General features: G+C 69.1%; 21 protein-coding genes, 3 rRNA genes and 1 riboswitch. Of the genes, 18 read left to right on the top strand and 6 right to left on the bottom strand.

Translation table 11 applies throughout. The features are described 5' to 3' along the window. The first annotated feature begins 2 nt into the window (after positions 1–2). Positions 3–398: a DUF742 domain-containing protein gene (locus tag ACSLIC_RS02035; protein WP_436735951.1), complete on the top strand. Its 396-nt coding sequence runs from the start codon at positions 3–5 to the stop codon at positions 396–398. A gap of 52 nt (positions 399–450) precedes the next feature. Continuing rightward, a complete protein-coding gene (locus ACSLIC_RS02030) occupies positions 451–1,056 on the top strand; it encodes a GTP-binding protein (RefSeq protein WP_436735950.1) in 606 nt (201 codons plus the stop codon). A gap of 90 nt (positions 1,057–1,146) precedes the next feature. On the opposite strand, the gene ACSLIC_RS02025 is transcribed toward ACSLIC_RS02030, so the two are convergent. Both ACSLIC_RS02025 and ACSLIC_RS02020 read right to left on the bottom strand, forming a co-directional pair. Further along, entirely contained in the window at positions 1,147–1,494 is a 348-nt protein-coding gene (locus ACSLIC_RS02025; RefSeq protein WP_436735949.1) for an Mpo1-like protein, read from the bottom strand. Between the two features lie 72 nt (positions 1,495–1,566). After that, on the bottom strand, positions 1,567–2,394 hold the full coding sequence (locus ACSLIC_RS02020) for a M15 family metallopeptidase (RefSeq protein ID WP_436740247.1): 828 nt from the start codon (positions 2,392–2,394) through the stop codon (positions 1,567–1,569). 169 nt (positions 2,395–2,563) lie between these two features. Between ACSLIC_RS02020 and ACSLIC_RS02015 the strand changes: the two genes are divergently transcribed. Next, positions 2,564–3,121, top strand: a complete 558-nt coding sequence (locus ACSLIC_RS02015; RefSeq protein WP_436735948.1) for an NUDIX hydrolase — start codon at positions 2,564–2,566, stop codon at positions 3,119–3,121. Between the two features lie 297 nt (positions 3,122–3,418). Here the strand turns inward: ACSLIC_RS02015 and ACSLIC_RS02010 are convergent, their stop codons facing one another. After that, the gene (locus tag ACSLIC_RS02010; RefSeq protein WP_436735947.1) at positions 3,419–4,234 is read right to left on the bottom strand and encodes a hypothetical protein; all 816 of its coding nucleotides are present in this window, start codon (positions 4,232–4,234) and stop codon (positions 3,419–3,421) included. Between the two features lie 225 nt (positions 4,235–4,459). On the opposite strand from ACSLIC_RS02010, the gene ACSLIC_RS02005 reads away from it, so the two are divergent. Beyond that, on the top strand, positions 4,460–6,442 hold the full coding sequence (locus ACSLIC_RS02005; RefSeq protein ID WP_436735946.1) for an acetoacetate--CoA ligase: 1,983 nt from the start codon (positions 4,460–4,462) through the stop codon (positions 6,440–6,442). A gap of 95 nt (positions 6,443–6,537) precedes the next feature. Beyond that, on the top strand, positions 6,538–7,425 hold the full coding sequence (locus ACSLIC_RS02000) for a hypothetical protein (protein WP_436735945.1): 888 nt from the start codon (positions 6,538–6,540) through the stop codon (positions 7,423–7,425). Between the two features lie 68 nt (positions 7,426–7,493). Here the strand turns inward: ACSLIC_RS02000 and ptsP are convergent, their stop codons facing one another. Then, a complete protein-coding gene (gene ptsP, locus ACSLIC_RS01995) occupies positions 7,494–9,164 on the bottom strand; it encodes a phosphoenolpyruvate--protein phosphotransferase (protein WP_436735944.1) in 1,671 nt (556 codons plus the stop codon). Between the two features lie 75 nt (positions 9,165–9,239). Next, on the bottom strand, positions 9,240–9,689 hold the full coding sequence (locus ACSLIC_RS01990) for a PTS sugar transporter subunit IIA (RefSeq protein ID WP_436735943.1): 450 nt from the start codon (positions 9,687–9,689) through the stop codon (positions 9,240–9,242). 593 nt (positions 9,690–10,282) lie between these two features. On the opposite strand from ACSLIC_RS01990, the gene ACSLIC_RS01985 reads away from it, so the two are divergent. The 13 genes from ACSLIC_RS01985 to ACSLIC_RS01925 all read left to right on the top strand — a co-directional run bounded on the left by ACSLIC_RS01985 (position 10,283) and on the right by ACSLIC_RS01925 (position 25,532). After that, positions 10,283–11,807, top strand: a 16S ribosomal RNA gene (locus tag ACSLIC_RS01985). Between the two features lie 309 nt (positions 11,808–12,116). Beyond that, positions 12,117–15,238, top strand: a 23S ribosomal RNA gene (locus ACSLIC_RS01980). 97 nt (positions 15,239–15,335) lie between these two features. Next, a 5S ribosomal RNA gene (rrf, locus tag ACSLIC_RS01975) occupies positions 15,336–15,452 on the top strand. The 16S, 23S and 5S rRNA genes sit together here, the layout of an rRNA operon. A 183-nt stretch (positions 15,453–15,635) precedes the next feature. Then, positions 15,636–16,244 (top strand): CDP-alcohol phosphatidyltransferase family protein, encoded by a 609-nt coding sequence (locus ACSLIC_RS01970; protein ID WP_047141855.1) that lies wholly within the window; start codon positions 15,636–15,638, stop codon positions 16,242–16,244. A gap of 114 nt (positions 16,245–16,358) precedes the next feature. After that, a complete protein-coding gene (locus ACSLIC_RS01965; RefSeq protein WP_436735942.1) occupies positions 16,359–18,854 on the top strand; it encodes a sugar phosphate nucleotidyltransferase in 2,496 nt (831 codons plus the stop codon). An 87-nt stretch (positions 18,855–18,941) separates the two neighbouring features. Next, positions 18,942–19,841, top strand: a complete 900-nt coding sequence (locus tag ACSLIC_RS01960) for a DUF881 domain-containing protein (protein ID WP_436735941.1) — start codon at positions 18,942–18,944, stop codon at positions 19,839–19,841. After that, the gene (locus ACSLIC_RS01955) at positions 19,838–20,170 is read left to right on the top strand and encodes a small basic family protein (RefSeq protein WP_003946928.1); all 333 of its coding nucleotides are present in this window, start codon (positions 19,838–19,840) and stop codon (positions 20,168–20,170) included. Before ACSLIC_RS01960 ends, ACSLIC_RS01955 begins: the two co-directional genes overlap by 4 nt. A 5-nt stretch (positions 20,171–20,175) precedes the next feature. Further along, complete coding sequence (locus ACSLIC_RS01950) at positions 20,176–21,042, top strand: DUF881 domain-containing protein (protein WP_436735940.1); 867 nt, start codon at positions 20,176–20,178, stop codon at positions 21,040–21,042. 82 nt (positions 21,043–21,124) lie between these two features. Continuing rightward, on the top strand, positions 21,125–22,045 hold the full coding sequence (locus ACSLIC_RS01945; protein WP_436740246.1) for an FHA domain-containing protein: 921 nt from the start codon (positions 21,125–21,127) through the stop codon (positions 22,043–22,045). A 15-nt stretch (positions 22,046–22,060) separates the two neighbouring features. Then, the gene (gene ftsR, locus ACSLIC_RS01940; RefSeq protein ID WP_436735939.1) at positions 22,061–22,792 is read left to right on the top strand and encodes a transcriptional regulator FtsR; all 732 of its coding nucleotides are present in this window, start codon (positions 22,061–22,063) and stop codon (positions 22,790–22,792) included. A 63-nt stretch (positions 22,793–22,855) separates the two neighbouring features. Beyond that, a complete protein-coding gene (locus ACSLIC_RS01935; protein ID WP_436735938.1) occupies positions 22,856–23,332 on the top strand; it encodes a bifunctional nuclease family protein in 477 nt (158 codons plus the stop codon). A gap of 151 nt (positions 23,333–23,483) precedes the next feature. After that, positions 23,484–24,119 (top strand): MerR family transcriptional regulator, encoded by a 636-nt coding sequence (locus ACSLIC_RS01930; RefSeq protein WP_436735937.1) that lies wholly within the window; start codon positions 23,484–23,486, stop codon positions 24,117–24,119. Between the two features lie 57 nt (positions 24,120–24,176). Continuing rightward, on the top strand, positions 24,177–25,532 hold the full coding sequence (locus ACSLIC_RS01925; protein ID WP_436735936.1) for a DNA polymerase IV: 1,356 nt from the start codon (positions 24,177–24,179) through the stop codon (positions 25,530–25,532). 4 nt (positions 25,533–25,536) lie between these two features. On the opposite strand, the gene ACSLIC_RS01920 is transcribed toward ACSLIC_RS01925, so the two are convergent. Beyond that, positions 25,537–25,908: a PRC-barrel domain-containing protein gene (locus ACSLIC_RS01920; RefSeq protein WP_436735935.1), complete on the bottom strand. Its 372-nt coding sequence runs from the start codon at positions 25,906–25,908 to the stop codon at positions 25,537–25,539. A 116-nt stretch (positions 25,909–26,024) separates the two neighbouring features. Next, a riboswitch (glycine riboswitch) is annotated at positions 26,025–26,122 on the top strand. Positions 26,123–26,289: the final 167 nt, after the last annotated feature.

Genomic DNA, 26,289 nt, shown 5'->3' with positions numbered 1-26,289 from the left:
GCATGAGCGAAGACGGGAACGGGGCGCAGCGCTGGTTCGACGACGACGCCGGACCGGTGGTCCGCCCGTACGCCATGACGCGGGGCCGGACCACCGGCGCGGGTCAGCACCGCCTGGACCTCATCGCGGTCGTCGTCGCCGAGCGGCGCGCCGACGATCCGGAGGAGGACCACACGCTCGCGCCCGAGCACGTCGACATCGTCGCGCTCTGCCGCGAGGCACCCCAGTCGGTGGCGGAGCTCGCCGCCGAGCTGGACCTGCCGGTCGGGGTCGTCCGGGTCCTGGTGGGCGACCTCGTGGAGGAGGAGTTCGTGCACGTCAACCGTCCGGTGCCGCCGGCGGAGCTGCCCGACGAAAGCATTCTGCGCGAGGTGATCAGCGGGCTGCGCGCCCTCTGACCACCCGTCGGCATCCCCTTTGAGAGACCAGCGAAGCAGGAGACGAGACTCCATGAAGTTCGGGCGCCCATCGCGGGAGCAGGCCCCCGTCGAGCCGGTCACCCTGAAGATCCTGGTGGCCGGGGGGTTCGGCGTCGGCAAGACCACGCTGGTGGCCGCGGTCAGTGAGATCAAACCGCTCAGGACCGAGGAGACCCTGAGCGAGGCCGGCCGCCCCGTGGACGACACCGGCGGCGTGGAGGCCAAGCACACCACCACCGTCGCCATGGACTTCGGTCGCATCACGCTCCGCGAGGACCTCGTCCTCTATCTCTTCGGCACCCCCGGCCAGGACCGGTTCTGGTTCCTCTGGGACGAACTGGCCCAGGGCGCCCTCGGCGCCGTGGTCCTGGCCGACACCCGCCGCCTGGAGGACTGCTTCGCCGCCGTCGACTACTTCGAGCGCCGCGGCATTCCCTTCGTGGTCGGCGTCAACCGCTTCGACGACGCCGACCACCATCCGCCCGAGGACATCCGCACCGCCCTCGACCTGGACCCGGGCGTACCGGTGGTCCTGTGCGACGCCCGCGAGCGCGCCTCCGCCAAGGAGGTCCTCATCGAGCTCGTCGAACACGCCATGGCCCGCGCCGCCGCACCCCGAGAGAGCACCTCGCGCTGACCGGGGTGCGGGCCGCGTGCCGGGCGAGTGGTCTCCGGCCCCGGCGAACCGTCAGGGGCACTGAGGGGCCCCGTTTCACCAGGGCGCCGGTCAGCTGTTCTCCGCGAGCCACTTCCGCGCGGTCTCGGCCAGCTCGTGGTCCCGCCCCGCCAGCATCATCCGGATCATCCGCGCGTCGCCCCGCAGCGACCAGGCGGGGTGCCCGAAGGTGGCCGGGTTGTTCTTCTCCACGAGGAAGTGCGCGGGCCAGGCCGTCCCGTACCCGATCAGCGGCAGCGCCGCCAGGTACCGCTGACGCCCCCGTGCCAGCCCGTAGACGCTGATCGCCAGCCCGGTCAGCGTCCCGGTCAGGTGGACCCAGCGCGTCGCAGCCTTGGAGTGCATCGCCACGTAGTAGGGCCAGAACTCCTCGTACGAGTCAAAGGTCCGTCGCTCCATGCGGGCACCGTAGCCGCCGCCGTGCCGCCCGGACCAGGCCCGCGACCGGGCCGGGCGGCGCGGCGGCCCGCCTCAGCGGCGGTGGCCGCCAGGCAGCGAGCGGCGCTCCACGGGGAAGTCGAAGGAGGTGTCGGGGAAGAGTTCCGGCTTGTGGGTGAAGTGCCACCACTCCTCGGGCAGATTGGTGAACCCCTCCGCGGCCAGCGCCGACCGCAGCAGGTCGCGGTGGGCCCGCTGGGCACCGGTGATCCGGGGGTCGTCGGTGTGCGAGAGCGTGTCGAAGCAGTCGAACCCGGTGCCCATGTCCACCGAGTTGTCCGGGAACCGCTGGTCGCGCGGGGCGTGGCAGGGCTCCAGCGGCTCGCCGGGGACGTACGGCCGGGTCGGCTTCGCCGGCAGCTTCACCAGCGTCAGGTCCACCGTCGAGCCGCGGCTGTGGCCGGACTTCTCCGCGATGTAGCCGTCCTCGAAGAGGCGCGACTTGTCCACCCGGGGGTAGAACTCCGCCTTCATCCGCTCGTCCGCCACGTCCTCGGCCCACCGCACGAAGTGGTCGACGGCCCGCTGCGGCCGGTAGCAGTCGTAGACCTTGAGGGAGTAGCCCTGGCGCAGCAGCGCGCGCTGCGCCCGCTTCAGGGCCTCGGCCGTCGGCCTGGTGACCACGCACATCGGCGCCCGGTAGCCGTCGACCGGCTCGCCGACGAAGTTGTGCGGCGTAGTGTAGCGGATCTCCTGGAGAATCGTCGGCGCCACGTCGGAGAGGGCCACGAAGCCGCGCGGGGCCTTGGGGCCGCCGGAGCGCGCGGCGTCCGCGGCGGGCGCCGCGGTGGCGGGGGAGGCGGTGACGCCGGCGGTCAGCGCCAGAGCGGCGGCCGCCAGCCCCGCGCCGAGCGCGCGCACCGTACGGGAGGAGAACCGCGAGGAGGCCGAGGAGGGACGGGCGGAAGAATGTGTTCCTGTCATGCGCCCTTCATCTATCAGTCCCGCCCGCCCCGAGGGAAGGGCAACCCGCCGGGCCCGCACCCCGCTTCACCACCGCGTGCCCCGCTCCCTCCGCTACTGTCCCCGCGTGCCCGACACCACGCCCAGCCCCACGCCCACCCCCGTCCCGACCTCCCAGCCGCCCGTCCCCGGCTCGTACTGCTCGGCCTGCGGCGCCCCCTACCCCGCCCCCCGGGCCGACCGCCGCGTCTGCCCCGCCTGCGGGACGACCGCCTACCGCAACCCGCTGCCGGTCGCCGTCGCCCTCCTGCCCGTACGCGACGAGCGGGGCCCGGCGCTGCTCACCGTCGTCCGCGCCATCGCACCGGCGCGCGGTACGGCCGCTCTGCCCGGCGGCTTCATCGACGGTGCCGAGGGCTGGCGCCACGCCGTCGTCCGCGAACTGGGCGAGGAGACCGGCGTCGTCGCCGCCCCCGCCGAGGTCACCCTCGCCGACGCCATGAGCTCCGGCGACGGGCACCTCCTCCTCTTCGGCCTCCTCCCCGAACGCCCCGCCGCCGCCCTGCCCGCCTTCACGCCCACCGCCGAGACCACCGCCACCCGCCTCCTGCGCGCCCCCGTCGAACTCGGCTTCCCCCTGCACACCCGGGCGGCGGCGAACTGGTTCGCCGGACTGTACGGGTGAGTTCCACCGCCCCCGCGCCGAAACCCGCTTGCCCGAGCCGCCCCGGCTGCCGGCAGTGAGCCCATGACGCGGCCCGAGCCGGTTCCGCCGAACCGGGAGGCGCCTCCACCCCTCGGGCCCCGCGCCTTACGGAACTCCGGCAGATCCGGCCCCGGTCGGCGCCACACACACCGAGCGCCCGACCCGGGCCGGCGCCGCCCGCAGCGCCGAACAGCCGTCATCGGCCGCCGCCCCCTGCCGAGGCACCCGCGCACACGACCGCGCGGCCCGATCCATCGCCGCTCCCGCCCGCTCCGGTCACGGAGACCGCCGCGGCCTCGGCGTCCCCGCCACCGCCGCCCACGAGGCGAGCGCCCGCGCCGGCGCCCCCACCGCCATCCAGTGGCGCGGCGGCCCACCGGCCCCACGCAACTCGGCCCGCCCCGGGCGGTCGTGCCCCGACCCGGCACCCTCGGCCCCCTCCGACAGGCGCACCGTCCCCGACTCGGTCCCGTCGAGGACGACCAGATGCGTACCCGCGTCCGCGAGCACCCACTGCACCGGGGCCACCCCCGGCCCACCCGGTACCGGATACGTCCCCTCGCCCAGCCGCAGCCCGGTCCCGTCCCCGCCCGGCCCGAAGAAGCGTGCGTCCGCCCCGACCTCCGAGCGCCGCGCCCACCGCGCGGCCCCGCCACCGTCCCGCTCCCACCAGCGCGGGGGAAGGTCCCGGCGGAGCAACACCCCGCCCGGCGTGCACAGCTCCACCGTCCCGGTCGGGGAGACGGCCAGCGTCAGCCGTTCGGACACCAGCCGCCAGCCGCCCGCCGTGTGCGGTTCCAGGCGGGCCCGCGCGTCCGGCTCGACCAGCTCCGCGCGGACCAGGGGAGAGGGCGTCGGCTCCGCCCCGTCCCAGCCGCAGAACACCGCACCGGCCGTCGTCACCAGCACCCGCAGCGCCGACCGCTCGAACCGCACCACCCCGCCCCCAGGACCGGGCTCGGCCCCCAGCACGCGCCCGGGCACCCGGGCCCGCTCCACCGCTGCCGGGGCGCCGCGCCCGGGCCACCGGGAGAGCACCCGCCCGAGCCCTGCCACCGATGCCACCGAACGTACGAGGCCACGACCGTCCATGCCGGCCAGCCTGCCATCCGCGCACGCCCAGGTGGACATCGTTCAGACGCCGTTCATCCAGCGATCAGCCACACCGCCGGCCGAGCAGGTGTGTGGCCGCCACCCTGGTGCCGGTATCGATCACATGGCATCGTCGGCCCCACCGCACCGCCCCCGCGCTCCGTCGGCCGCCCACCCGGCGGCGCGGGCGCGGACACCGAGTACGCACCGCACGGGAGCCGCCCCATGACGACCGCCGAACCGCAGCCCCAGCCGCTCTGGCAGCCCACCGAGGAGCGCGTCGCGCACGCCGCGGTGACCCGTTTCCAGAGCTGGGCGGCCGAGCACCACGGCGCCCCCGCCGACGGCGGCTACCCGGCGCTGCACCGCTGGTCCGTCGAGGAGCTCGACACCTTCTGGCAGGCCGTCACCGAGTGGTTCGACGTCCGCTTCGACACCCCGGCCGAGCGGGTCCTGGGGAAGCGCTCCATGCCGGGCGCCCAGTGGTTCCCGGGCGCCACCCTGAACTACGCCGAACACGCCCTGCGTGCTGCCGCCGACCGGCCCGACGCCCCCGCGCTCCTGCACGTCGACGAGACCGGCACCGTCGGCCCCACCTCCTGGGCAGAGCTGCGCCGCCAGGTCGGCTCGCTCGCCGCCGAACTCCGCGCCCTCGGCGTCCGCCCCGGCGACCGGGTCAGCGGCTACCTGCCGAACATCCCGCAGGCCGTCGTCGCCCTGCTCGCCTCCGCGGCCGTGGGCGCCGTCTGGACCTCCTGCGCCCCCGACTTCGGCGCCCGCAGCGTCCTCGACCGCTTCCAGCAGGTCGAACCCGTGGTCCTGTTCACCGTCGACGGCTACCGCTACGGCGGCAAGGAGCACGACCGGCGCGACACCGTCGCCGAACTCCGCGCGGCCCTGCCCTCCCTGCGCGCCGTCGTCCACGTCCCGCTGCTCGGCACCCCCGCCCCCCGGGGCGCCCGCGACTGGGCCGACCTGGTCGCCGCCGACACCGAGCCGGACTTCACCCCCGTCCCCTTCGACCACCCGCTGTGGGTCCTCTACTCCTCCGGTACGACCGGCCTGCCCAAGGCCATCGTCCAGTCGCAGGGCGGCATCCTCCTCGAACACCTCAAGCAACTCGGCCTCCACTGCGACCTGGGCCCCGAGGACCGCTTCTTCTGGTACACCTCCACCGGCTGGATGATGTGGAACTTCCTCGTCTCCGGCCTCCTCACCGGCACCACCGTCGTCCTCTACGACGGCAGCCCCGGCTACCCGGACACCGGCGCCCAGTGGCGCGTCGCCGAACGCACCGGCGCCACCCTCTACGGCACCTCCGCCGCGTACGTCATGGCCTGCCGGAAGGCGGGCGTCCACCCGGCCCGCGACCACGACCTCTCCCGTGTCCAGTGCGTCGCCACCACCGGCTCCCCACTGCCCCCCGACGGATTCCGCTGGCTCCACGACGAGTTCGCCGAGGCCGGCTCCGACCTGTGGATCGCCTCCGTCAGCGGCGGCACCGACGTGTGCAGCTGCTTCGCCGGCGCCGTCCCCACCCTCCCCGTGCACATCGGCGAACTCCAGGCCCCCTGCCTCGGCACCGACCTCCAGGCATGGGACCCCGCCGGCCGGCCGCTGACCGAGGAGGTCGGCGAACTGGTCGTCACCGACCCCATGCCGTCCATGCCCGTCAGCTTCTGGAACGACCCCGACGGCAGCCGCTACCACGACAGCTACTTCGACACCTACGAGGGCGTCTGGCGGCACGGTGACTGGATCACCGTCACCGACCGCGGCTCCGTCGTCATCCACGGCCGCTCCGACTCCACCCTCAACCGCCAGGGCGTCCGCATGGGTTCGGCCGACATCTACGAGGTCGTGGAGCGGCTCCCGGAGATCCGCGAATCCCTGGTCATCGGCGTCGAGCAGCCCGACGGCGGCTACTGGATGCCGCTCTTCGTCCACCTCGCCGACGGCGCCGTCCTCGACGACGCCCTGCGCGAGGCGATCAAGAAGGCGATCCGCCACAGCCTCTCCCCGCGCCACGTCCCGGACGAGGTCATCGAGGTCCCCGGCGTCCCGCACACCCTCACCGGCAAACGCATCGAGGTCCCCGTCAAGCGCCTCCTGCAGGGCACCCCGCTGGAGAAGGCGGTCAACCCCGGCTCCGTCGACCGCCTGGACCTCCTCCAGCACTACGCCGACCTGGCCCGTGACCGCCGCTGACCGCACCCCCACCCCCCGACAGTGCGTCACTGTCAGTGATGATGATTACGGTGAGTGAGCAAGTTGGGTTCTGCTCACTCACCAGGGGGACACGTATGACCACCACCCACCCGACCCCGCGCCAGCTGCTGCGCCGCGAGATCGCCGGCACCCTCGGCCTGCTCGCCTCCGCCGCCGACTTCGCGGCCATGCGCCGCTACCGCACCTTCCTCTTCGACGACCACCACAGCTACCTCCAGCAGGCCGAGGCCCTGCTGCGCTCCCTCGCCGCCCAGGGCCGCACCACCTCCGTCGTCCTCTTCGACCCGGCCGAGTTCGCCCGCTTCTGCGCCCAGGAGGGCCTGGACCCCGACACGACCGACAGCCGGACGCGGTACACAGCGGAGGCAGCGGCCCTCGGCCCCTGCGTCCTGCACGAGGGCGAACCTCTGCCCGAGCTGCTCCGCACCCTCGTCGCGGAATCCCTCCGCCAGGCCACCTGGGAGTACGCGAGCGAGCTCCTGGAAGAACTCGGCGACTGCGCGCGCTGCGCCGTTCCGCTCGCCCACCACGCCCATCGCCGGGCGGGACACCTCCTGAGGGCCGCCCTCGACACCACCGACCCCGGCCACCACCAGCTCGTCTGCTCCCTGACCACGGCCGGCCGCACCCTGCTCGCCGCGCTGCACGCCGACACCCGCACCTCCGGCGAAGCCCTGCTCGACCACGGGGAATCGGCCGACTTCACCACCCTGCTCGCCTGTGCCCTCGCCCTGCCCGCTCCGGCCGGGCTCGTCATGCGCAGCCGGGTCGAGGGGCGGCCCGAGGAGGTCCGAGGCTGGCGCCTGCGGGAGGGCCGCGCCCAGCCGCTGACCGCCGCGGAGGTCTTCGACGCCTACTGCACCGACCCCGTCTCCGGCGATCCGGTCGCCCCTGAACCGGGTGTCGAGTACTGCGCGGGCACCCCAGTCGACGACGACCACGGCCCGAGCCCCTGCCACTGACCGCGAGAGGGGCGTCCTCCCGGCGGAGGGCGCCCCACAGGCGACGGCGGGGCCGGTGACCGCCGGGATCACTCCCCGGACAGCACCGCCCGCGCCGCTGCCCGCGCCTCGTCCGCCGACTCGGAGGCCCGTGCCGCCGCTGCGGCCCGCTCACACTGCGCCAGCGTGTACTTGGCCAGCGCCGCCCGCACGTACGGGATCGAGGCCGCGCCCATCGACAAGGAGGTGACCCCCAGACCGGTCAGCACGCAGGCCAGCAGCGGATCTGCCGCCGCCTCGCCGCACACCCCGCAGCTCTTCCCCTCGGCCCGCCCCGCCTCGGCCGCCAGCGCGACCAGGTCCAGCAGCGCCGGCTGCCACGGGTCCTGGAGCCGCGACACCGCGCCCACCTGCCGGTCGGCGGCGAAGGTGTACTGCGCCAGATCGTTGGTGCCCAGGGACAGGAACTCGACCTCCTGGAGCACCGAGCGCGCCCGCAGAGCCGCCGAGGGGATCTCCACCATCGCCCCGAACTTGGCGTGCAGCCCCGCCGCCCGGCAGGCGTCAGCGAAAGCCTTGGCGTCCGCGCGATCGGCCACCATCGGCGCCATGACCTCCAGATGCACCGGCAGCCCCTCCGCGGCCCGGGCCAGCGCGGTCAGCTGGGTCCGCAGCACGTCCGGGTGGTCCAGCAGGCTGCGCAGTCCGCGCACACCGAGCGCCGGGTTGGGCTCTTCGGCAGGCGTGAGGAAGTCCAGTGGCTTGTCCGCCCCTGCGTCCAGCACCCGCACCACGACCCGCCCCTGCGGGAACGCCTCCAGCACCTGCCGGTACGCGGCCGTCTGCTTCTCCTCGGAGGGCGCCCGGGCACTGTCGTCCAGGAAGAGGAACTCGGTCCGGAACAGCCCGACCCCTTCCGCCCCCGCCTCGACCGCCGCCGCCACGTCGTCTGGCCCGCCGATGTTGGCCAGCAGCGGCACCGTGTGCCCGTCCGAGGTGGCACCGGGGCCGCTCGACGCCGACAGCGCCGCCCTGCGCGCCGCCGCGTCGGCCTCCAGAGCCGCCCGCTTCTCGGCACTGGGGTCCACGAAGACCTCGCCGGAACTGCCGTCGATCGCGATCTCGGTGCCCTCGCCCAGTTCCCCGGCCCCGGGCAGGGCGACGACCGCCGGGACCCCGAGCGCCCGCGCCAGGATCGCGCTGTGACTGGTCGGCCCGCCCTCCTCGGTCACGAAGCCCAGGACGAGTGTCGGGTCGAGCAGCGCGGTGTCCGCCGGCGCCAGGTCCCGCGCGATCAGAATGTACGGCTCGTCGCTGTCCGGCACCCCCGGCATCGGCACGCCCAGCAGCCGTGCCACGATCCGGTTCCGCACGTCGTCCAGATCGGCGACCCGGCCCGCCAGGTACTCACCGGCCCCCGCCAGGAGCGCCCGGTACGAGGCGAGGGCGTCGTAGACGGCACGCTCGGCGGTGCTGCCCACCGCGATCCGCCGCTCCACGTCGGCGATCAACTCCGGGTCCTGCGCCATCATGGCCTGGGCCTCCAGCACGCCTTGGGCCTCGCCGCCCGCGAGGTTCCCGCGCGCCGTCAGGTCGGCGGCGACCGCCTCCATGGCCCGCCGCGCCCTGGCCTGCTCGTGCTCCGCCTCCTCGGCCGGGATCTGCTTGGCCGGCGGCTCCAGCACCGCCGTCCCCATGTGCCGTACCTCGCCGATCGCCACTCCGTGACTGACGCCGACGCCTCGCAGCGTTGTCTCCATCTGACTGTCTCCGCTCGTGCGGCGTGCCCGCCGCGTTGGATGTGGCAGCCCGCCGGACACGGGCGCCGGGAGCGTTCAGTGCCAGCTGAACAGCGACTGGCCTGCCCGCACGTCCCCATCCTCACGAACACCGGACAACTGGTCGGCGACAGCCTCCAGCGCCACCACCGGACAGGCGGGCGACTTGCCGGCGGTCTCGACCGCCGAGGGATCCCAGCGCACCACGGGCTGTCCCAGGGCCACGGTGTCCCCCTTGCGCACCAGTAGTTCGAACCCCTCACCGTTGAGCTGCACGGTGTCGATACCGAGGTGGGTGAGGACCGCGCGCCCCGCCTCGTCCACCACGACGAACGCGTGCGGGTGCAGGGAGACCACGACACCGGCGACCGGGGAGAGCGCCTCCGAGGGCTCGCGCACGGGGTCGATCGCGGTACCCGGTCCCACCATCGCGCCAGAGAAGACCGGGTCGGGCACCGAGGCCAGCCCGATGGCCTTACCGGTCAGCGGGGACATCACTTCGGTCATGGCGGAACCTCCGAGAGGCTGAGCAGGTTTCGGGAGTGCGGGAGAACCCCCGGGCGGACCTGGACGGCACGTTGCCGAGTAGCGTAAGTCATACGAAGTCATGATTCCGCCCAAGACGTCCCCTTGGAGGCGTGGGCCGATCGCGAGCAGAAGCGATTTGCCTCGCGGCTCGGCTCCTGGGTACAGTCGACTCCTGCCCAGCGCCGAGCACGACATTCGAGCGTGGCGACGGGGCGAACCAAACTCGGCAGATTCCCTGAATCCACTGCATATCCGCATGCCTGCGGACGGTGGTCGGAGGCAGGAAAAAGAACTGATAGAGTCTGGAACACGAAATGCCGAAGGGAAGCGCCCGGAGGAAAGCCCGAGAGGGTGAGTACAAAGGAAGCGTCCGTTCCTTGAGAACTCAACAGCGTGCTAAAAGTCAACGCCAGATATGTTGATACCCCGACCGGCCAGGTTTCTGGCAGGTTGAGGTTCCTTTGAAATGCAACAGCGAGGACGCTGTGTACGACAGGGACTATTCCTCCTTGTCGTACCGCTCTTGTGTCTGTTGCACCCGCAGTCCTTAACCGGACGCAGTCGGGTACACATTCACGGAGAGTTTGATCCTGGCTCAGGACGAACGCTGGCGGCGTGCTTAACACATGCAAGTCGAACGATGAAGCCCTTCGGGGTGGATTAGTGGCGAACGGGTGAGTAACACGTGGGCAATCTGCCCTGCACTCTGGGACAAGCCCTGGAAACGGGGTCTAATACCGGATATGACCGTCCAACGCATGTTGGATGGTGTAAAGCTCCGGCGGTGCAGGATGAGCCCGCGGCCTATCAGCTTGTTGGTGAGGTAGTGGCTCACCAAGGCGACGACGGGTAGCCGGCCTGAGAGGGCGACCGGCCACACTGGGACTGAGACACGGCCCAGACTCCTACGGGAGGCAGCAGTGGGGAATATTGCACAATGGGCGAAAGCCTGATGCAGCGACGCCGCGTGAGGGATGACGGCCTTCGGGTTGTAAACCTCTTTCAGCAGGGAAGAAGCGAAAGTGACGGTACCTGCAGAAGAAGCGCCGGCTAACTACGTGCCAGCAGCCGCGGTAATACGTAGGGCGCAAGCGTTGTCCGGAATTATTGGGCGTAAAGAGCTCGTAGGCGGCTTGTCACGTCGGTTGTGAAAGCCCGGGGCTTAACCCCGGGTCTGCAGTCGATACGGGCAGGCTAGAGTTCGGTAGGGGAGATCGGAATTCCTGGTGTAGCGGTGAAATGCGCAGATATCAGGAGGAACACCGGTGGCGAAGGCGGATCTCTGGGCCGATACTGACGCTGAGGAGCGAAAGCGTGGGGAGCGAACAGGATTAGATACCCTGGTAGTCCACGCCGTAAACGGTGGGCACTAGGTGTGGGCAACATTCCACGTTGTCCGTGCCGCAGCTAACGCATTAAGTGCCCCGCCTGGGGAGTACGGCCGCAAGGCTAAAACTCAAAGGAATTGACGGGGGCCCGCACAAGCGGCGGAGCATGTGGCTTAATTCGACGCAACGCGAAGAACCTTACCAAGGCTTGACATACACCGGAAACGTCCAGAGATGGGCGCCCCCTTGTGGTCGGTGTACAGGTGGTGCATGGCTGTCGTCAGCTCGTGTCGTGAGATGTTGGGTTAAGTCCCGCAACGAGCGCAACCCTTGTCCCGTGTTGCCAGCAGGCCCTTGTGGTGCTGGGGACTCACGGGAGACCGCCGGGGTCAACTCGGAGGAAGGTGGGGACGACGTCAAGTCATCATGCCCCTTATGTCTTGGGCTGCACACGTGCTACAATGGCCGGTACAATGAGCTGCGATACCGTGAGGTGGAGCGAATCTCAAAAAGCCGGTCTCAGTTCGGATTGGGGTCTGCAACTCGACCCCATGAAGTCGGAGTCGCTAGTAATCGCAGATCAGCATTGCTGCGGTGAATACGTTCCCGGGCCTTGTACACACCGCCCGTCACGTCACGAAAGTCGGTAACACCCGAAGCCGGTGGCCCAACCCCTTGTGGGAGGGAGCTGTCGAAGGTGGGACTGGCGATTGGGACGAAGTCGTAACAAGGTAGCCGTACCGGAAGGTGCGGCTGGATCACCTCCTTTCTAAGGAGCACTTCTTACCAGGTTTGCCTGGTCAGAGGCCAGTTCATCAGCGAATGTCTGGTGCTGGTTGCTCATGGGTGGAACGTTGACTATTCGGCACTGTCAATCTGCTTGAGATGTGAGTACTGCTTCGGCGTGGAAAACGGATCTTGGGGTTGGGGGTGTCGGGCACGCTGTTGGGTGTCTGAGGGAGCGGCCATGTTGTGGCTGTTTCTTCGGTGCCGGCCCCAGTGAACTCGGGATGTATGTCTCGGGGTGGTGGGTGGTTGGTCGTTGTTTGAGAACTGCACAGTGGACGCGAGCATCTGTGGCCAAGTTTTTAAGGGCGCACGGTGGATGCCTTGGCACCAGGAACCGATGAAGGACGTGGGAGGCCACGATAGTCCCCGGGGAGTCGTCAACCAGGCTTTGATCCGGGGGTTTCCGAATGGGGAAACCCGGCAGTCGTCATGGGCTGTCACCCGCTGCTGAACTCATAGGCAGTGTGGAGGGAACGCGGGGAAGTGAAACATCTCAGTACCCGCAGGAAGAGAAAACAACCGTGATTCCGGGAGTAGTGGCGAGCGAAACTGGATGAGGCCAAACCGTATGTGTGTGATACCCGGCAGGGGTTGCGCATGCGGGGTTGTGGGATCTCTCTTCTACGGTCTGCCGGCCGTGGGACGAGTCAGAAACCGTTGATGTAGGCGAAGGACATGCGAAAGGTCCGGCGTAGAGGGTAAGACCCCCGTAGTCGAAACATCAGCGGCTCGTTTGAGAGACACCCAAGTAGCACGGGGCCCGAGAAATCCCGTGTGAATCTGGCGGGACCACCCGCTAAGCCTAAATATTCCCTGGTGACCGATAGCGGATAGTACCGTGAGGGAATGGTGAAAAGTACCGCGGGAGCGGAGTGAAATAGTACCTGAAACCGTGTGCCTACAAGCCGTGGGAGCGTCGCGCATCGAGTTTTCTCGGTGCGTCGTGACTGCGTGCCTTTTGAAGAATGAGCCTGCGAGTTAGCGGTGTGTAGCGAGGTTAACCCGTGTGGGGAAGCCGTAGCGAAAGCGAGTCCGAATAGGGCGTTTGAGTTGCACGCTCTAGACCCGAAGCGGAGTGATCTAGCCATGGGCAGGTTGAAGCGGCTGTAAGAGGTCGTGGAGGACCGAACCCACCAGGGTTGAAAACCTGGGGGATGACCTGTGGTTAGGGGTGAAAGGCCAATCAAACTCCGTGATAGCTGGTTCTCCCCGAAATGCATTTAGGTGCAGCGTCGTGTGTTTCTTGCCGGAGGTAGAGCACTGGATAGGCGATGGGCCCTACCGGGTTACTGACCTTAGCCAAACTCCGAATGCCGGTAAGTGAGAGCGCGGCAGTGAGACTGTGGGGGATAAGCTCCATGGTCGAGAGGGAAACAGCCCAGAGCATCGACTAAGGCCCCTAAGCGTACGCTAAGTGGGAAAGGATGTGGAGTCGCAGAGACAACCAGGAGGTTGGCTTAGAAGCAGCCACCCTTGAAAGAGTGCGTAATAGCTCACTGGTCTAGTGATTCCGCGCCGACAATGTAGCGGGGCTCAAGCGTACCGCCGAAGTCGTGTCATTGCAGCAATACTCCCAACGGAGGCTGTGATGGGTAGGGGAGCGTCGTGTGCCGGGTGAAGCAGCCGTGGAAGCGAGTTGTGGACGGTTCACGAGTGAGAATGCAGGCATGAGTAGCGATTCACACGTGAGAAACGTGTGCGCCGATTGACTAAGGGTTCCTGGGTCAAGCTGATCTGCCCAGGGTAAGTCGGGACCTAAGGCGAGGCCGACAGGCGTAGTCGATGGATAACCGGTTGATATTCCGGTACCCGCTGTGAAGCGTCAAACATTGAATCCAGTGATGCTAAGCCCGTGAAGCCGTTCCGGACCCTTCGGGGGATGGAAAGTGGTGGAGCCGGTGACCCGAGCTGGTAGTAGGTGAGTGATGGGGTGACGCAGGAAGGTAGTCCATCCCGGGCGGTGGTTGTCCCGGGGTAAGGGTGTAGGACGTCAGGTAGGTAAATCCGCCTGGCTTGTGTCTGAGACCTGATGCCGAGCCGATTGTGGTGAAGTGGATGATCCTATGCTGTCGAGAAAAGCCTCTAGCGAGTTTCATGGCGGCCCGTACCCTAAACCGACTCAGGTGGTCAGGTAGAGAATACCGAGGCGTTCGGGTGAACTATGGTTAAGGAACTCGGCAAAATGCCCCCGTAACTTCGGGAGAAGGGGGGCCATGTCTGGTGATCCGATTTTCTCGGTGAGCTGGGTGTGGCCGCAGAGACCAGCGAGAAGCGACTGTTTACTAAAAACACAGGTCCGTGCGAAGCCGTAAGGCGATGTATACGGACTGACGCCTGCCCGGTGCTGGAACGTTAAGGGGACCGGTTAGTCACATTTCGGTGTGGCGAAGCTGAGAACTTAAGCGCCAGTAAACGGCGGTGGTAACTATAACCATCCTAAGGTAGCGAAATTCCTTGTCGGGTAAGTTCCGACCTGCACGAATGGCGTAACGACTTCTCGACTGTCTCAACCATAGGCCCGGTGAAATTGCATTACGAGTAAAGATGCTCGTTTCGCGCAGCAGGACGGAAAGACCCCGGGACCTTTACTACAGTTTGATATTGGTGTTCGGTTCGGCTTGTGTAGGATAGGTGGGAGACTGTGAAGCATGCACGCCAGTGTGTGTGGAGTCGTCGTTGAAATACCACTCTGGTCGTGCTGGATGTCTAACCTGGGTCCGTGATCCGGATCAGGGACAGTGTCTGATGGGTAGTTTAACTGGGGCGGTTGCCTCCTAAAGAGTAACGGAGGCGCCCAAAGGTTCCCTCAGCCTGGTTGGTAATCAGGTGTTGAGTGTAAGTGCACAAGGGAGCTTGACTGTGAGACCGACGGGTCGAGCAGGGACGAAAGTCGGGACTAGTGATCCGGCGGTGGCTTGTGGAAGCGCCGTCGCTCAACGGATAAAAGGTACCCCGGGGATAACAGGCTGATCTTCCCCAAGAGTCCATATCGACGGGATGGTTTGGCACCTCGATGTCGGCTCGTCGCATCCTGGGGCTGGAGTCGGTCCCAAGGGTTGGGCTGTTCGCCCATTAAAGCGGTACGCGAGCTGGGTTTAGAACGTCGTGAGACAGTTCGGTCCCTATCCGCTGTGCGCGTAGGAATATTGAGAAGGGCTGTCCCTAGTACGAGAGGACCGGGACGGACGAACCTCTGGTGTGCCAGTTGTTCTGCCAAGGGCATGGCTGGTTGGCTACGTTCGGGAGGGATAACCGCTGAAAGCATCTAAGCGGGAAGCCTGCTTCGAGATGAGTATTCCCACCTCCTTGAGAGGGTAAGGCTCCCAGTAGACGACTGGGTTGATAGGCCGGATATGGAAGCCCTGTAAGGGGTGGAGTTGACCGGTACTAATAGGCCGAGGGCTTGTCCTCAGTTGCTCGCGTCCACTGTGTTGGTTCTGAAACCACGAACACCAACCATAGGCCCCCCTGTTTGGGTGGGTGTGGTTGCTGGTGTGTTTCGTAGTGTTTCGGTGGTCATAGCGTGAGGGAAACGCCCGGTTACATTCCGAACCCGGAAGCTAAGCCTCACAGCGCCGATGGTACTGCAGGGGGGACCCTGTGGGAGAGTAGGACGCCGCCGAACTATTTGTGGCCTCGGGCCCTGGAAATCTTGTGAAAACAGGTTTCCGGGGTCCGAGGCATTTTTGCGTTCAGAGGCCCCTAAGGTCGTTAAAGGGGGACTTGCGCCCCCTCTGTGAAGGGGCAGCGGGCCGAAGGGTAAGCTCGGTGAGCAACATTGGCGCGTCACATCACAGGAGGCCCCCGGGTGGAGGTCCAGGAGACTCGGGTCCAGACGGACCGGGTCCTCACCATCCCCAACATCCTCAGCATGGCCCGGCTGGTCGGCGTACCGCTGTTCCTGTGGCTCATCCTCCGGCCCGTCTTCGGCGGTCCGAACAGTGATGGCTGGGCTCTGCTGGTCCTCGCGTTGAGCGGAGTCAGTGACTACCTGGACGGCAAGCTGGCCAGGCGCTGGAACCAGATCAGCCGCCTGGGTCGGCTGCTGGACCCGGCCGCGGACCGGCTGTACATCCTGTCGACGCTGGTCGGACTCACCTGGCGGGAGATCCTCCCCTGGTGGCTCACCGGCCTCCTCCTCGCCCGCGAACTGATGCTGCTGGTCATGGTCGGCATCCTCCGACGCCACGGTTATCCGCCTCCCCAGGTGAACTTTCTGGGGAAGGCGGCTACCTTCAACTTGATGTACGCGTTTCCGTTGCTGCTCCTCAGCGAGGGCGGCAGCTGGCTCGCGTCCCTCGCAGCTGTTTTCGGATGGGCGTTCGCAGGATGGGGTACAACCCTCTACTGGTGGGCAGGGATTCTCTACGTGGTCCAGGTCCGCCGGCTTGTCAGGGCGGACGCCACGGCCGATTGAGCCCCGCCCATGGGCGGCCGTAAGGCTGATGGTCCGCGCCGTACCTAGTCGCGGGCCGGACCGGCCGGGTGCAGTCGGCAAGACCGTCGTCTCTTCAAGGAGGACGCTTCCGACATGAAGGCCGTCGTAATGGCCGGAGGCGAAGGCACGCGCCTGCGCCCCATGACCTCAAGCATGCCCAAGCCGCTCCTGCCGGTGGTAAACCGCCCCATCATGGAGCACGTGCTCAGGCTGCTCAAACGGCACGGGCTCTCCGAGACCGTGGTCACCGTCCAGTTCCTGGCCTCGCTCGTCAGGAACTACTTCGGTGACGGCGAAGAACTCGGGATGGAACTCACCTATGCCAATGAGGAGAAGCCACTCGGGACAGCCGGCAGCGTCAAGAACGCGGAGGAAGCCCTCAAGGACGACGCCTTCCTCGTCATCTCCGGCGACGCACTCACCGATTTCGACCTCACCGACCTCATCGCCTTCCACAAGGAGAAGGGCGCCCTGGTCACGGTCTGTCTGACCCGCGTCCCCAACCCGCTGGAATTCGGCATCACCATCGTCGACGACGACGGCAAGGTGGAGCGTTTCCTGGAGAAGCCGACCTGGGGCCAGGTCTTCTCCGACACGGTCAACACGGGCATCTACGTCATGGAGCCGGAGGTCTTCGACTACGTCGAGGCCGACACCTCCGTCGACTGGTCCGGCGACGTCTTCCCGCAGCTGATGAAGGAAGGCAAGCCCGTCTACGGCTACGTCGCCGAGGGCTACTGGGAGGACGTCGGCACCCACGAGAGCTATGTGAAGGCCCAGGCCGACGTCCTGGAGGGCAAGGTCGACGTCGAGCTCGACGGATTCGAGATCTCCCCCGGTGTCTGGGTGGCCGAGGGCGCAGACGTCCACCCGGACGCGGTGCTGCGCGGACCGCTGTACATCGGCGACTACGCCAAGGTCGAGGCCGGGGCCGAGATCCGCGAGCACACCGTCGTCGGCTCCAACGTCGTCGTCAAGACTGGCTCCTTCCTCCACAAGACGGTCGTGCACGACAACGTCTACATCGGGCAGCAGAGCAACCTGCGCGGCTGCGTGATCGGCAAGAACACCGACGTGATGCGGGCCGCCCGGATCGAGGACGGCGCCGTCATCGGTGACGAGTGCTTCATCGGCGAAGAGTCGATCATCCAGGGCAACGTCCGCGTCTACCCCTTCAAGACCATCGAGGCCGGCGCCTTCGTCAACACCTCGGTCATCTGGGAGTCGCGCGGGCAGGCGCACCTCTTCGGCGCCCGCGGTGTCTCCGGCATCCTCAACGTCGAGATCACCCCCGAACTCGCCGTCCGCCTGGCCGGCGCGTACGCCACCACCCTCAAGAAGGGCTCGACGGTCACCACGGCCCGGGACCACTCGCGGGGCGCCCGTGCCCTCAAGCGCGCGGTGATCTCGGCCCTCCAGGCCAGTGCCATCGACGTACGCGACCTGGAGAACGTCCCCCTGCCCGTCGCCCGCCAGCAGACGGCGCGCGGCAGCGCCGGCGGCATCATGATCCGCACCACCCCGGGCGTCCCCGACTCCGTCGACATCATGTTCTTCGACGGGCGAGGCGGTGACCTCTCCCAGGGCAGCCAGCGCAAACTCGACCGGGTCTACGCCCGCCAGGAGTACCGGCGTGCCTTCCCCGGGGAGATCGGCGATCTGCACTTCCCCTCCAGCGTCTTCGACTCGTACACCGGGTCGCTGCTGCGCAACGTCGACACCACGGGGATCGCCGACTCCGGGCTCAAGGTCGTCGTGGACGCCTCCAACGGCAGCGCGGGTCTGGTCCTGCCCAGTCTGCTGGGACGGCTCGGCGTCGATGCGCTCACCATCAACCCGGGGCTGGACGAGTCCCGGCCGACCGAGACGTCGGAGACCCGCCGCGCCGGGCTGGTGCGGCTCGGCGAGATAGTGGCCTCCGCGCGTGCGGCGTTCGGTGTCCGGTTCGATCCCGTCGGCGAGCGCCTCTCGCTCGTGGACGAGCAGGGCCGGATCGTGGAGGATGACCGGGCCCTGCTGGTCATGCTCGACCTGGTCGCGGCCGACCGGCGCAGCGGGCGGGTGGCGCTGCCCGTCACCACCACACGTATCGCCGAGCAGGTCGCCGCGTACCACGGTACGCAGGTCGAGTGGACGACGACCTCGCCCGACGACCTCACCCGGGTCGGCCGCGAGGAGGCGACGATCTTCGGCGGCGACGGCCGGGGCGGCTTCATCGTCCCCGAGTTCAGCAGCGTCTTCGACGGCACCGCGGCGTTCGTACGGCTCATCGGTCTGGTGGCGAGGACGCAGCTCACCCTCAGCCAGATCGACGCCCGCATCCCGCGCGCCCACGTCCTCAAGCGCGACCTCGCCACCCCGTGGGCCGTCAAGGGCCTGGTGATGCGGCGGGTGGTCGAGGCGGCCGGCGACCGTTACGTGGACACCACGGACGGCGTCCGGGTCGTCGAGGCCGACGGGCGCTGGGTGATGGTCCTTCCCGACCGGGCCGAGGCCGTCACCCACCTGTGGGCCGAGGGGCCGGACGACGAGTCGGCCGAGGCCCTGCTGGACGAGTGGGCGGCCGTGGTGGACAGCGCCGGGCGCTGACACCGGACCACCGGCACCGGGCGGCCGCGGGCAGTACGCCCGCGGCCGCCCGAGCGCATTCGGAGGTGGGGCCCCGGCCGTGCGACGATGAGCGGCATGTCGCAGCAGCCCACCGAACGGAGCACCGTCCCGCGCCGCCCGCGCCCCGACGCCTCCATGTCGCTGCTCACCAACGTGATGGACCACAGCCTGGACGACGGCTACGCCGAGGCGGCGGCCCGCCGGGCCGCCGACGGCACCGCCGGCGTCCCGCGCACCCTCAAAGCGAAGTTGGGGCTGGCGGCCGGGCTGGTCCTCGCCGCCCTCGTCGTCACTGTGGGGGCCGCCCAGGCCCGTGAGGACGCACCGGTCGTCGCCAAGGAGCGCGAGGAACTCATCGACCGGATCGAGAGCGGCTCGGCCACCGCCGACGGTCTCGAGGAGGACGTCGAGAGGCTCCGGGCCGAGGTCGGCATGCGCCAGCGCGAAGCCCTCCAGAAGCACGGCGGCGACCAGGGCGCGCTGGTCGGCCTGGTCGCCGGGGCCACCGCTGTCCACGGACCCGGAGTCAAACTGGTGGTGGACGACGCCAAGGGCTCCGACACCGGGGGCGGCGGACCACGGGAGAGCGCCGGATTCTCCGACACCGGGCGGCTGCGCGACCGGGACATGCAACGCATCGTCAACGGGCTCTGGCAGTCCGGCGCCGAGGCCGTGTCGATCAACGGCCAGCGCCTCACCGCCCTTTCGGCGATCAGAGCCGCGGGGGACGCCATACTGGTCGACAACAAGCCGCTGGGCCCGCCGTACACGGTGCTCGCGGTGGGCGACGGGCAGCGCCTCGCCGACCGCTTCCAAGGCAGCTCGGACGGGCAGTACCTGGCGGCACTGCGCGAGAACTTCGGCATCCGCACGAAGATCACCGCGGAGGGCGAGGTCCGCCTGCCCGCCGCACCGAGCGTGAGCGTACGAATCGCGGAGCCGACCGCGGGAAAGGGCACATCTTGATCGCCGTACTGGGGCTCCTCGTGGGAGTCGTGGCCGGACTGCTGGTCCGGCCCGAGGTACCCGCCGTCGTCGAGCCATATCTGCCGATCGCGGTGGTGGCGGCGCTCGACGCCGTGTTCGGCGGGCTGCGCGCCATGCTCGACGGCATCTTCGACGACAAGGTCTTCGTCGTGTCGTTCCTGTCGAACGTCGTCGTCGCTGCCCTCATCGTGTTCCTGGGCGACCAGCTCGGCGTGGGGGCCCAGCTCTCCACCGGCGTCGTCGTGGTCCTCGGCATCCGGATCTTCTCCAACGCCGCGGCCATCCGCCGGCACGTGTTCAGGGCGTGAGGCCGATGAGTGACGACGAGCCCGGCGCCGAGGGCCCCGAGTCCGGCAGTGCCCCCCGTCCCTCCGGCCCGCCCCGGCGCCAGCCGCTGCCCGAGGCGGCCCCCGAGCCCGCCGCCGGGCTTCGCCCGGAGGCTGAGCAGCCCCCCGCCGAACTGACCGGGCGCCAGCGCCTGGTGAAGGGCCTGTGGCCTCCGCGCGTGACGCGCGCGCAGCTCACCGTCGCGCTGCTGCTCTTCGTCCTCGGCCTCGGCCTGGCCATCCAGGTGCGGTCCACCAACGACACGGGGGCGCTGCGCGGCGCCCGTCAGGACGATCTCGTCCGCATCCTCGATGAACTCGACGACCGCACCGAGCGTCTGGAAGACGAGAAGCAGCGTCTGGAGGAGCAGCGGACCGAACTGGAGAACAGCTCGGACCAGGCGGAGGAGGCGCGCCGCCAGACCGTCGAGAAGGAGCGTCAGTTGGGCATCCTCGCGGGGAACGTCGCGGCGACCGGCCCGGGCATCACCGTCACCGTCCAGGACCCCGGCGGCACTGTTCGCGCCGACATGCTCCTGGACGCCGTCCAGGAGCTGCGGGCGGCGGGCGCGGAGGCGATCCAGGTGAACGACGTACGGGTGGTCGCGGGGACCTACCTGAGCGATGGGGCGGGTGGCGTCAACGTGGACGGGAACAAGATCACCCGTCCCTATCGTTTCAAGGTCATCGGTAATCCGCAGGACCTCGAACCGGCCCTCAACATCCCTGGTGGTGTGGTTCAGACACTGGAGAAGGAGCAGGCCACGGTGGTGGTGACACGTGAGGAGAAGATCGTGGTGGACGCCTTGCGGCCGGCGGAGCAGCCTGACTACGCTCGGTCGTCGAACGAGTGAGGCCCGAGCGTATGCACAGTGCCCGAGCGGGGCATGAGGTTGCGGGGGGTCGGCGCACGGTGGAGGCGGTGCGTGGTGGAAACTGTGCGGTGGAGACGGACGCGGTGAAGGCGTCCGGATCGGCCGTCGTGTGCAATCAGGGTTCGTCCTGCCCCACGGGCGGGTCTGTTTCGGTCAAGGGGAATCGCCCGTGAAGTTGTTTGCGAAGTTGTTCGGCAAGAGTGGGCGCGAGGATGGCGGCAAGGCCGCCCGGCACCGCGCCCCGCGCCAGGGAGAAGAGGAGCAGGGCGAGCGTCCCCTGTTCCGTGACGAGGTGGCCGGTGGTGACAATTCGGGCGCGTCGTCCGTTGACCGTTCCGGTGCCGGCGGCATAGGTTTCGGTGAACCATCAACCTCAAGTACGGGTGGAGACTTCGGTCCCGGCCCGTACGGAACCGAAGCCCCCGCAGGGCAGCCGCGGCAGGAGGGTCCGTCCATGGTGTGCAGCAGGTGCGGGCACCGCAACGCCGAGGCCAGCCGCTTCTGTTCCAACTGCGGAGCGCCCCTGACCGCCCGCGCGGCCCAGGAGCGTCCGTCGGAGACCACCTCGACGATCTCGATCTCCGGACTGGAGGCGTACGAGGCGGAGGTGACCGGGCAGAACCCGGCGCCGACGCTCTCCCCGGAGGCCCAGGCCGCCGTGGACGCCCTCCCGGCCGGGTCGGCGCTGCTGGTGGTGCGCCGCGGACCCAACGCCGGCAGCCGGTTCCTGCTCGACGGGGACCTGACGACGGCGGGGCGCCACCCGCAGGGTGACATCTTCCTGGACGACGTGACGGTCTCGCGCCGCCATGTCGAGTTCCGCCGCCAGGAGGACGGGGCCTTCACCGTCGCCGACGTGGGCAGCCTCAACGGCACCTACGTCAACCGCGAGCGCATCGACTCCGTCGCGCTCGCCAACGGCGACGAGGTGCAGATCGGCAAGTACCGGCTGGTCTTCTACGCCAGCCAGCGGGGCATCTGACCGTCAGGAAGGTCTATGCGTCAATCAGCGAGGGGCGGTGCCGGAAACGGCACCGCCGCCGCGGACAGTCGGCCGGTGAGTATCGGCACGGTGCTCAGCACGCTCCGTGACGAGTTCCCCGAAGTGACCATCTCCAAGATCCGTTTCCTGGAGTCCGAGGGGCTCATCGAGCCGCAGCGGACCCCGTCGGGGTACCGCAAGTTCAGCCCGCAGGACATCGAGCGGCTCGCGCAGGTCCTGCGCATGCAGCGCGACCACTACCTCCCTCTCAAGGTCATCAAGGAGCACCTCGACGCCGTCGAGCGTGGTGAGGAGCATCCGCTCCCCGGCGTCGGCCGGCAGCGCGAGGCCGGGGACGCCGAACCCGGCACCCCCACCGTCCGCCGCATCGGCCGTGCGGAGCTCCTGGCCGCGGTCGAGGTCGGCGAGGAGGAACTCGCCGAATGGGAGTCGTACGGGCTGATCGGCTCGTTGTCCGAGGGGGGCTACGACGCCCAGGCGGTACGCGTCGCCGCTCTGGTGGCCGAACTGGGCCGCTCGGGAATCGAGCCGCGCCATCTGCGGGCCATGAAAGCCGCCGCCGACCGGGAGGCTTCCCTGGTCGAGCAGATCGTCGCGCCCTTGCGCCTGCACCGGAATCCGCAGACCAGAGCCCACGCCCAGGAGCGGACCAAGGAGCTGGCCGAGCTCACCACGAGCCTGCACTCGGCGCTCTTCCAGACCGCTCTCGGAGTACGTCTGCCCTGATCCGGAGTGATCCAGAGGGAGCCCGACTACCCAAACCCGCCGGGCACGTCCTAGGGTTGCTGTGTGAACGAGCTCGACGTCGTAGGTGTCCGGGTCGAAATGCCCTCCAACCAGCCGATCGTGCTCCTGCGCGAAGTGGGAGGCGACCGCTACCTCCCCATCTGGATCGGACCGGGTGAGGCGACCGCCATCGCGTTTGCCCAGCAGGGGATGGCCCCTGCCAGGCCGCTGACGCACGACCTTTTCAAGGACGTCCTGGAGGCTGTTGGGCAGGAGCTGACCGAAGTGCGCATCACCGACCTGCGCGAAGGGGTCTTCTACGCGGAGCTGGTCTTCGCCAGCGGCGTCGAGGTGAGTGCCCGTCCGTCCGACGCCATAGCGCTCGCGCTGCGCACCGGCACGCCGATCTACGGCAGTGACGGGGTACTCGACGACGCGGGGGTCGCCATCCCGGACGAGCAGGAGGACGAGGTGGAGAAGTTCCGCGAGTTCCTCGACCAGATCTCGCCGGAGGACTTCGGCACCAACAACAGCCAGTAGCGTCGGCCGGTTCGGCGCCCGGTTCCCGGAAGTGGGACACGGTAAACCACCCTTGGGGGGAATATCACCCGGCGTGGCGAGCGCGGCGATCGTTGACGCACCCCGGGCGACTGCCTACCGTCGACAAGCAGGTCAAGGACGGAGGGTCGGCGTGAGCATGAGCGGCGACGGTACGACGGGGGGTGCTCCGGGGCTCAGCCCCCGCGAGCACGGTCTGTACCCGCTTCACGGCAGGTCGGCGACACGGCAGGGGCGGCCGGTCGAGGCCGTCGCCGGCAGCGTGGAGAGGGCCGGGGACGACATCGGATACCGGGGTCCCACCGCCTGCGCCGCGGCCGGGATCACCTACCGCCAGTTGGACTACTGGGCCCGCACCGGCCTGGTCGAGCCGAGCGTGCGGCCGCCGCACGGGGGCGGGGCGCAGCGGCTCTACAGCTTCCGCGACGTGGTCGTTCTCAAGATCGTCAAGCGGTTCCTCGACACCGGGGTCTCCCTCCAGAACATCCGCACCACCATCCAGCACCTGCGGGACGGCGGCTTCCGCGACCTGGAGCGGATGACGCTGATGAGCGACGGCGCCACCGTCTACCAGTGCACCTCGCCCGACGAGGTCGTCGACCTCCTCCAGGGCGGCCAGGGCATCTTCGGCATCGCCGTGGGCGTGGTCTGGGCGGACGTGGAGAGCGCCCTCGCCCAGCTCCACGGGGAGCGGGTGGACACCGGGGAGACGGTGCTCCGCCACCACCCCGCCGACGAGCTGGCCCGGCGGCGCAACCGGGCGGTGTGAACCGTTCCGCGGGCCGCCCCGCCGCCGTTGTCGGTGGCGTAGGGCAGCATCAAGGACGTGAGATCCGCGCCCACGATCCTCCATCTCGACATGGATGCCTTCTACGCCTCGGCGGAGCAGGCCGCCAAGCCGAGTCTGCGCGGAAAGGCGGTGGTGGTCGGCGGGCTCGGGCCGCGCGGGGTGGTGGCGACCGCCTCGTACGAGGCGCGGCGGTTCGGCGTCCACTCGGCGATGCCCACCGCGCAGGCGCGTCGGCTCGCCCCGCACGCCGCTTACCTCACCCCCCGCTTCACCCTCTACCGCGACGTCAGCAACCAGGTCATGGGGCTGCTGCGCCAGCTCTCCCCGCTGGTGGAGCCCCTCAGCCTCGACGAGGCATTCGTCGACCTGGAGGCGGGCGGGGCCGCCTTCGGCAGTTCCTCGGCCCGCGAGGTGGGGGAGCGGTTGCGGGCGGACATCAGGAGGGTCACCGGACTGAGCGGTTCGGTCGGGCTCGCCGTGTCGAAGATGCTCGCCAAGATCGGCTCCGAGCGCGCCAAACCGGACGGTCTGGTCCTCATCGAACCGGGAACGGAGCGCGAACTGCTGGCGCCGCTCCCGGTCCGGGTGCTGCCCGGGGTCGGCCCCGCCACCGGTGACCACCTGCGCCGCGCGGGCATCACCACCGTCGACGAGATCGCCCAGGCCGGCCAGGACGAACTGGTCCGGCTGCTCGGCCGAGCGCACGGCACCGGGCTGTACGCCATGGCCCTCGCCCTCGACGAGCGGCCCGTGGTCTCGGAGCGGGAGGGCAAGTCCGTCTCCGTGGAGGACACCTACGACCTGGACATCCACGACCGGGTCCGGGTGCGGGGCGAGGTCGCGCGGCTGGCGGAGCGGTGCACGAGGCGGTTGCGCGAGGCGGGCCGTTCCGGGCGCACGGTGGTCCTCAAGGTCCGCCGGTACGACTTCTCGACGCTGACCCGCTCGGAGACCCTGCGCGGCCCCACCGACGACCCCGCTGTCGTCCGGGAGGCCGCCGCGCGGCTCCTGGAGGGGGTGGACACCACCGGCGGGGTCCGGCTCCTCGGCGTCGGTGTGAGCGGCCTCGCCGACTACACGCAGGAGGACCTGTTCGCCCAGGCCGCGGCGGTTTCCGGGGAGCAGGGGGAGGCCCCCGAGGGGGCCGAGGCCGAGCCCGTGCTTCCGGTCGCGCCGACCGTGCCGCAGGAGCGGCGCTGGCCCGCCGGCCATGACGTCGTCCACACCACGTACGGCCACGGCTGGGTCCAGGGGAGCGGCGTGGGGCGTGTGACGGTCCGGTTCGAGACCCCGACCTCGGCCCCGGGCCGGGTCCGTACGTTCCGCACGGACGACCCGGAGCTCAGCCCCTCGGCCCCGCTGCCCTTGGTGGAGGAGGCCGGCGAGGAGTGAGCGGTCAGCTGTCCTCCGTGCCCGCGATGCGGCCGAAGTCGCGGTCCGGGGGCGGTTCGGGGGCGCCGACGTCCAGGCCGTAGTGGTGGTAGAGCTGGAGCTCCTGCTCCGGGGAGAGGTGGCGGCCCACGCCGAAGTCGGGGGCCTCGCGGATGAGGGCGCGTTCGAAGGGGATGCGCAGCCCGCCGTCGACCAGCTCGCTCGGTTCCAGGGGGACGAAGGCGTCGCGGCTGAAGAGGCCGGTGCGGACGGCGGCCCACTCGGGGACGCCGGTCGCGTCGTCCAGATAGACCTCGTCGACCGTGCCTACTTTGGTGCCGTGGCGGTCGAACGCCTTGCGTCCGATCAGGCTGCGGGGATCGATATCGCTCTGCACGGAACCCTCCCGGGGGCATCGCAGCACATCCGTCCCTCCTACGAAAGGGCACATCCTGCCGCTCGGCCACTCGGGGGACCCGGCATGGTTCCCGCTGGTAGGCTGACCATGGCTGTCGACCCCGTGCGGGAGAGTCCTCCGGCGATCAACGCGGAGGCGCCGAAGGAGCAAATCCTCCCCGGAATCTCTCAGGCCCCCGTACCGCACGGACGAGGTCACTCTGGAAAGCAGGACGGGAGGCGGACGCTCTGTGCGCGCCCCGGCCTCACCGACGGTGAAAACCGGTGCCCGCGCCGGTGAAGCTCTCAGGTCCGGATGACAGAGGGGGAGGCCGTAAGGGCACCCGCGGCGGGTGCCCCTCGCAGGTCGCGTCGACCAGGA

The sequence above is a fragment of the Streptomyces sp. BBFR102 genome (assembly GCF_051397025.1).
Lineage (GTDB): Bacteria > Actinomycetota > Actinomycetes > Streptomycetales > Streptomycetaceae > Streptomyces.
The sequence above is the reverse complement of the archived record's forward strand: the minus strand, read 5'-3'. Positions and strand labels throughout refer to the sequence as shown.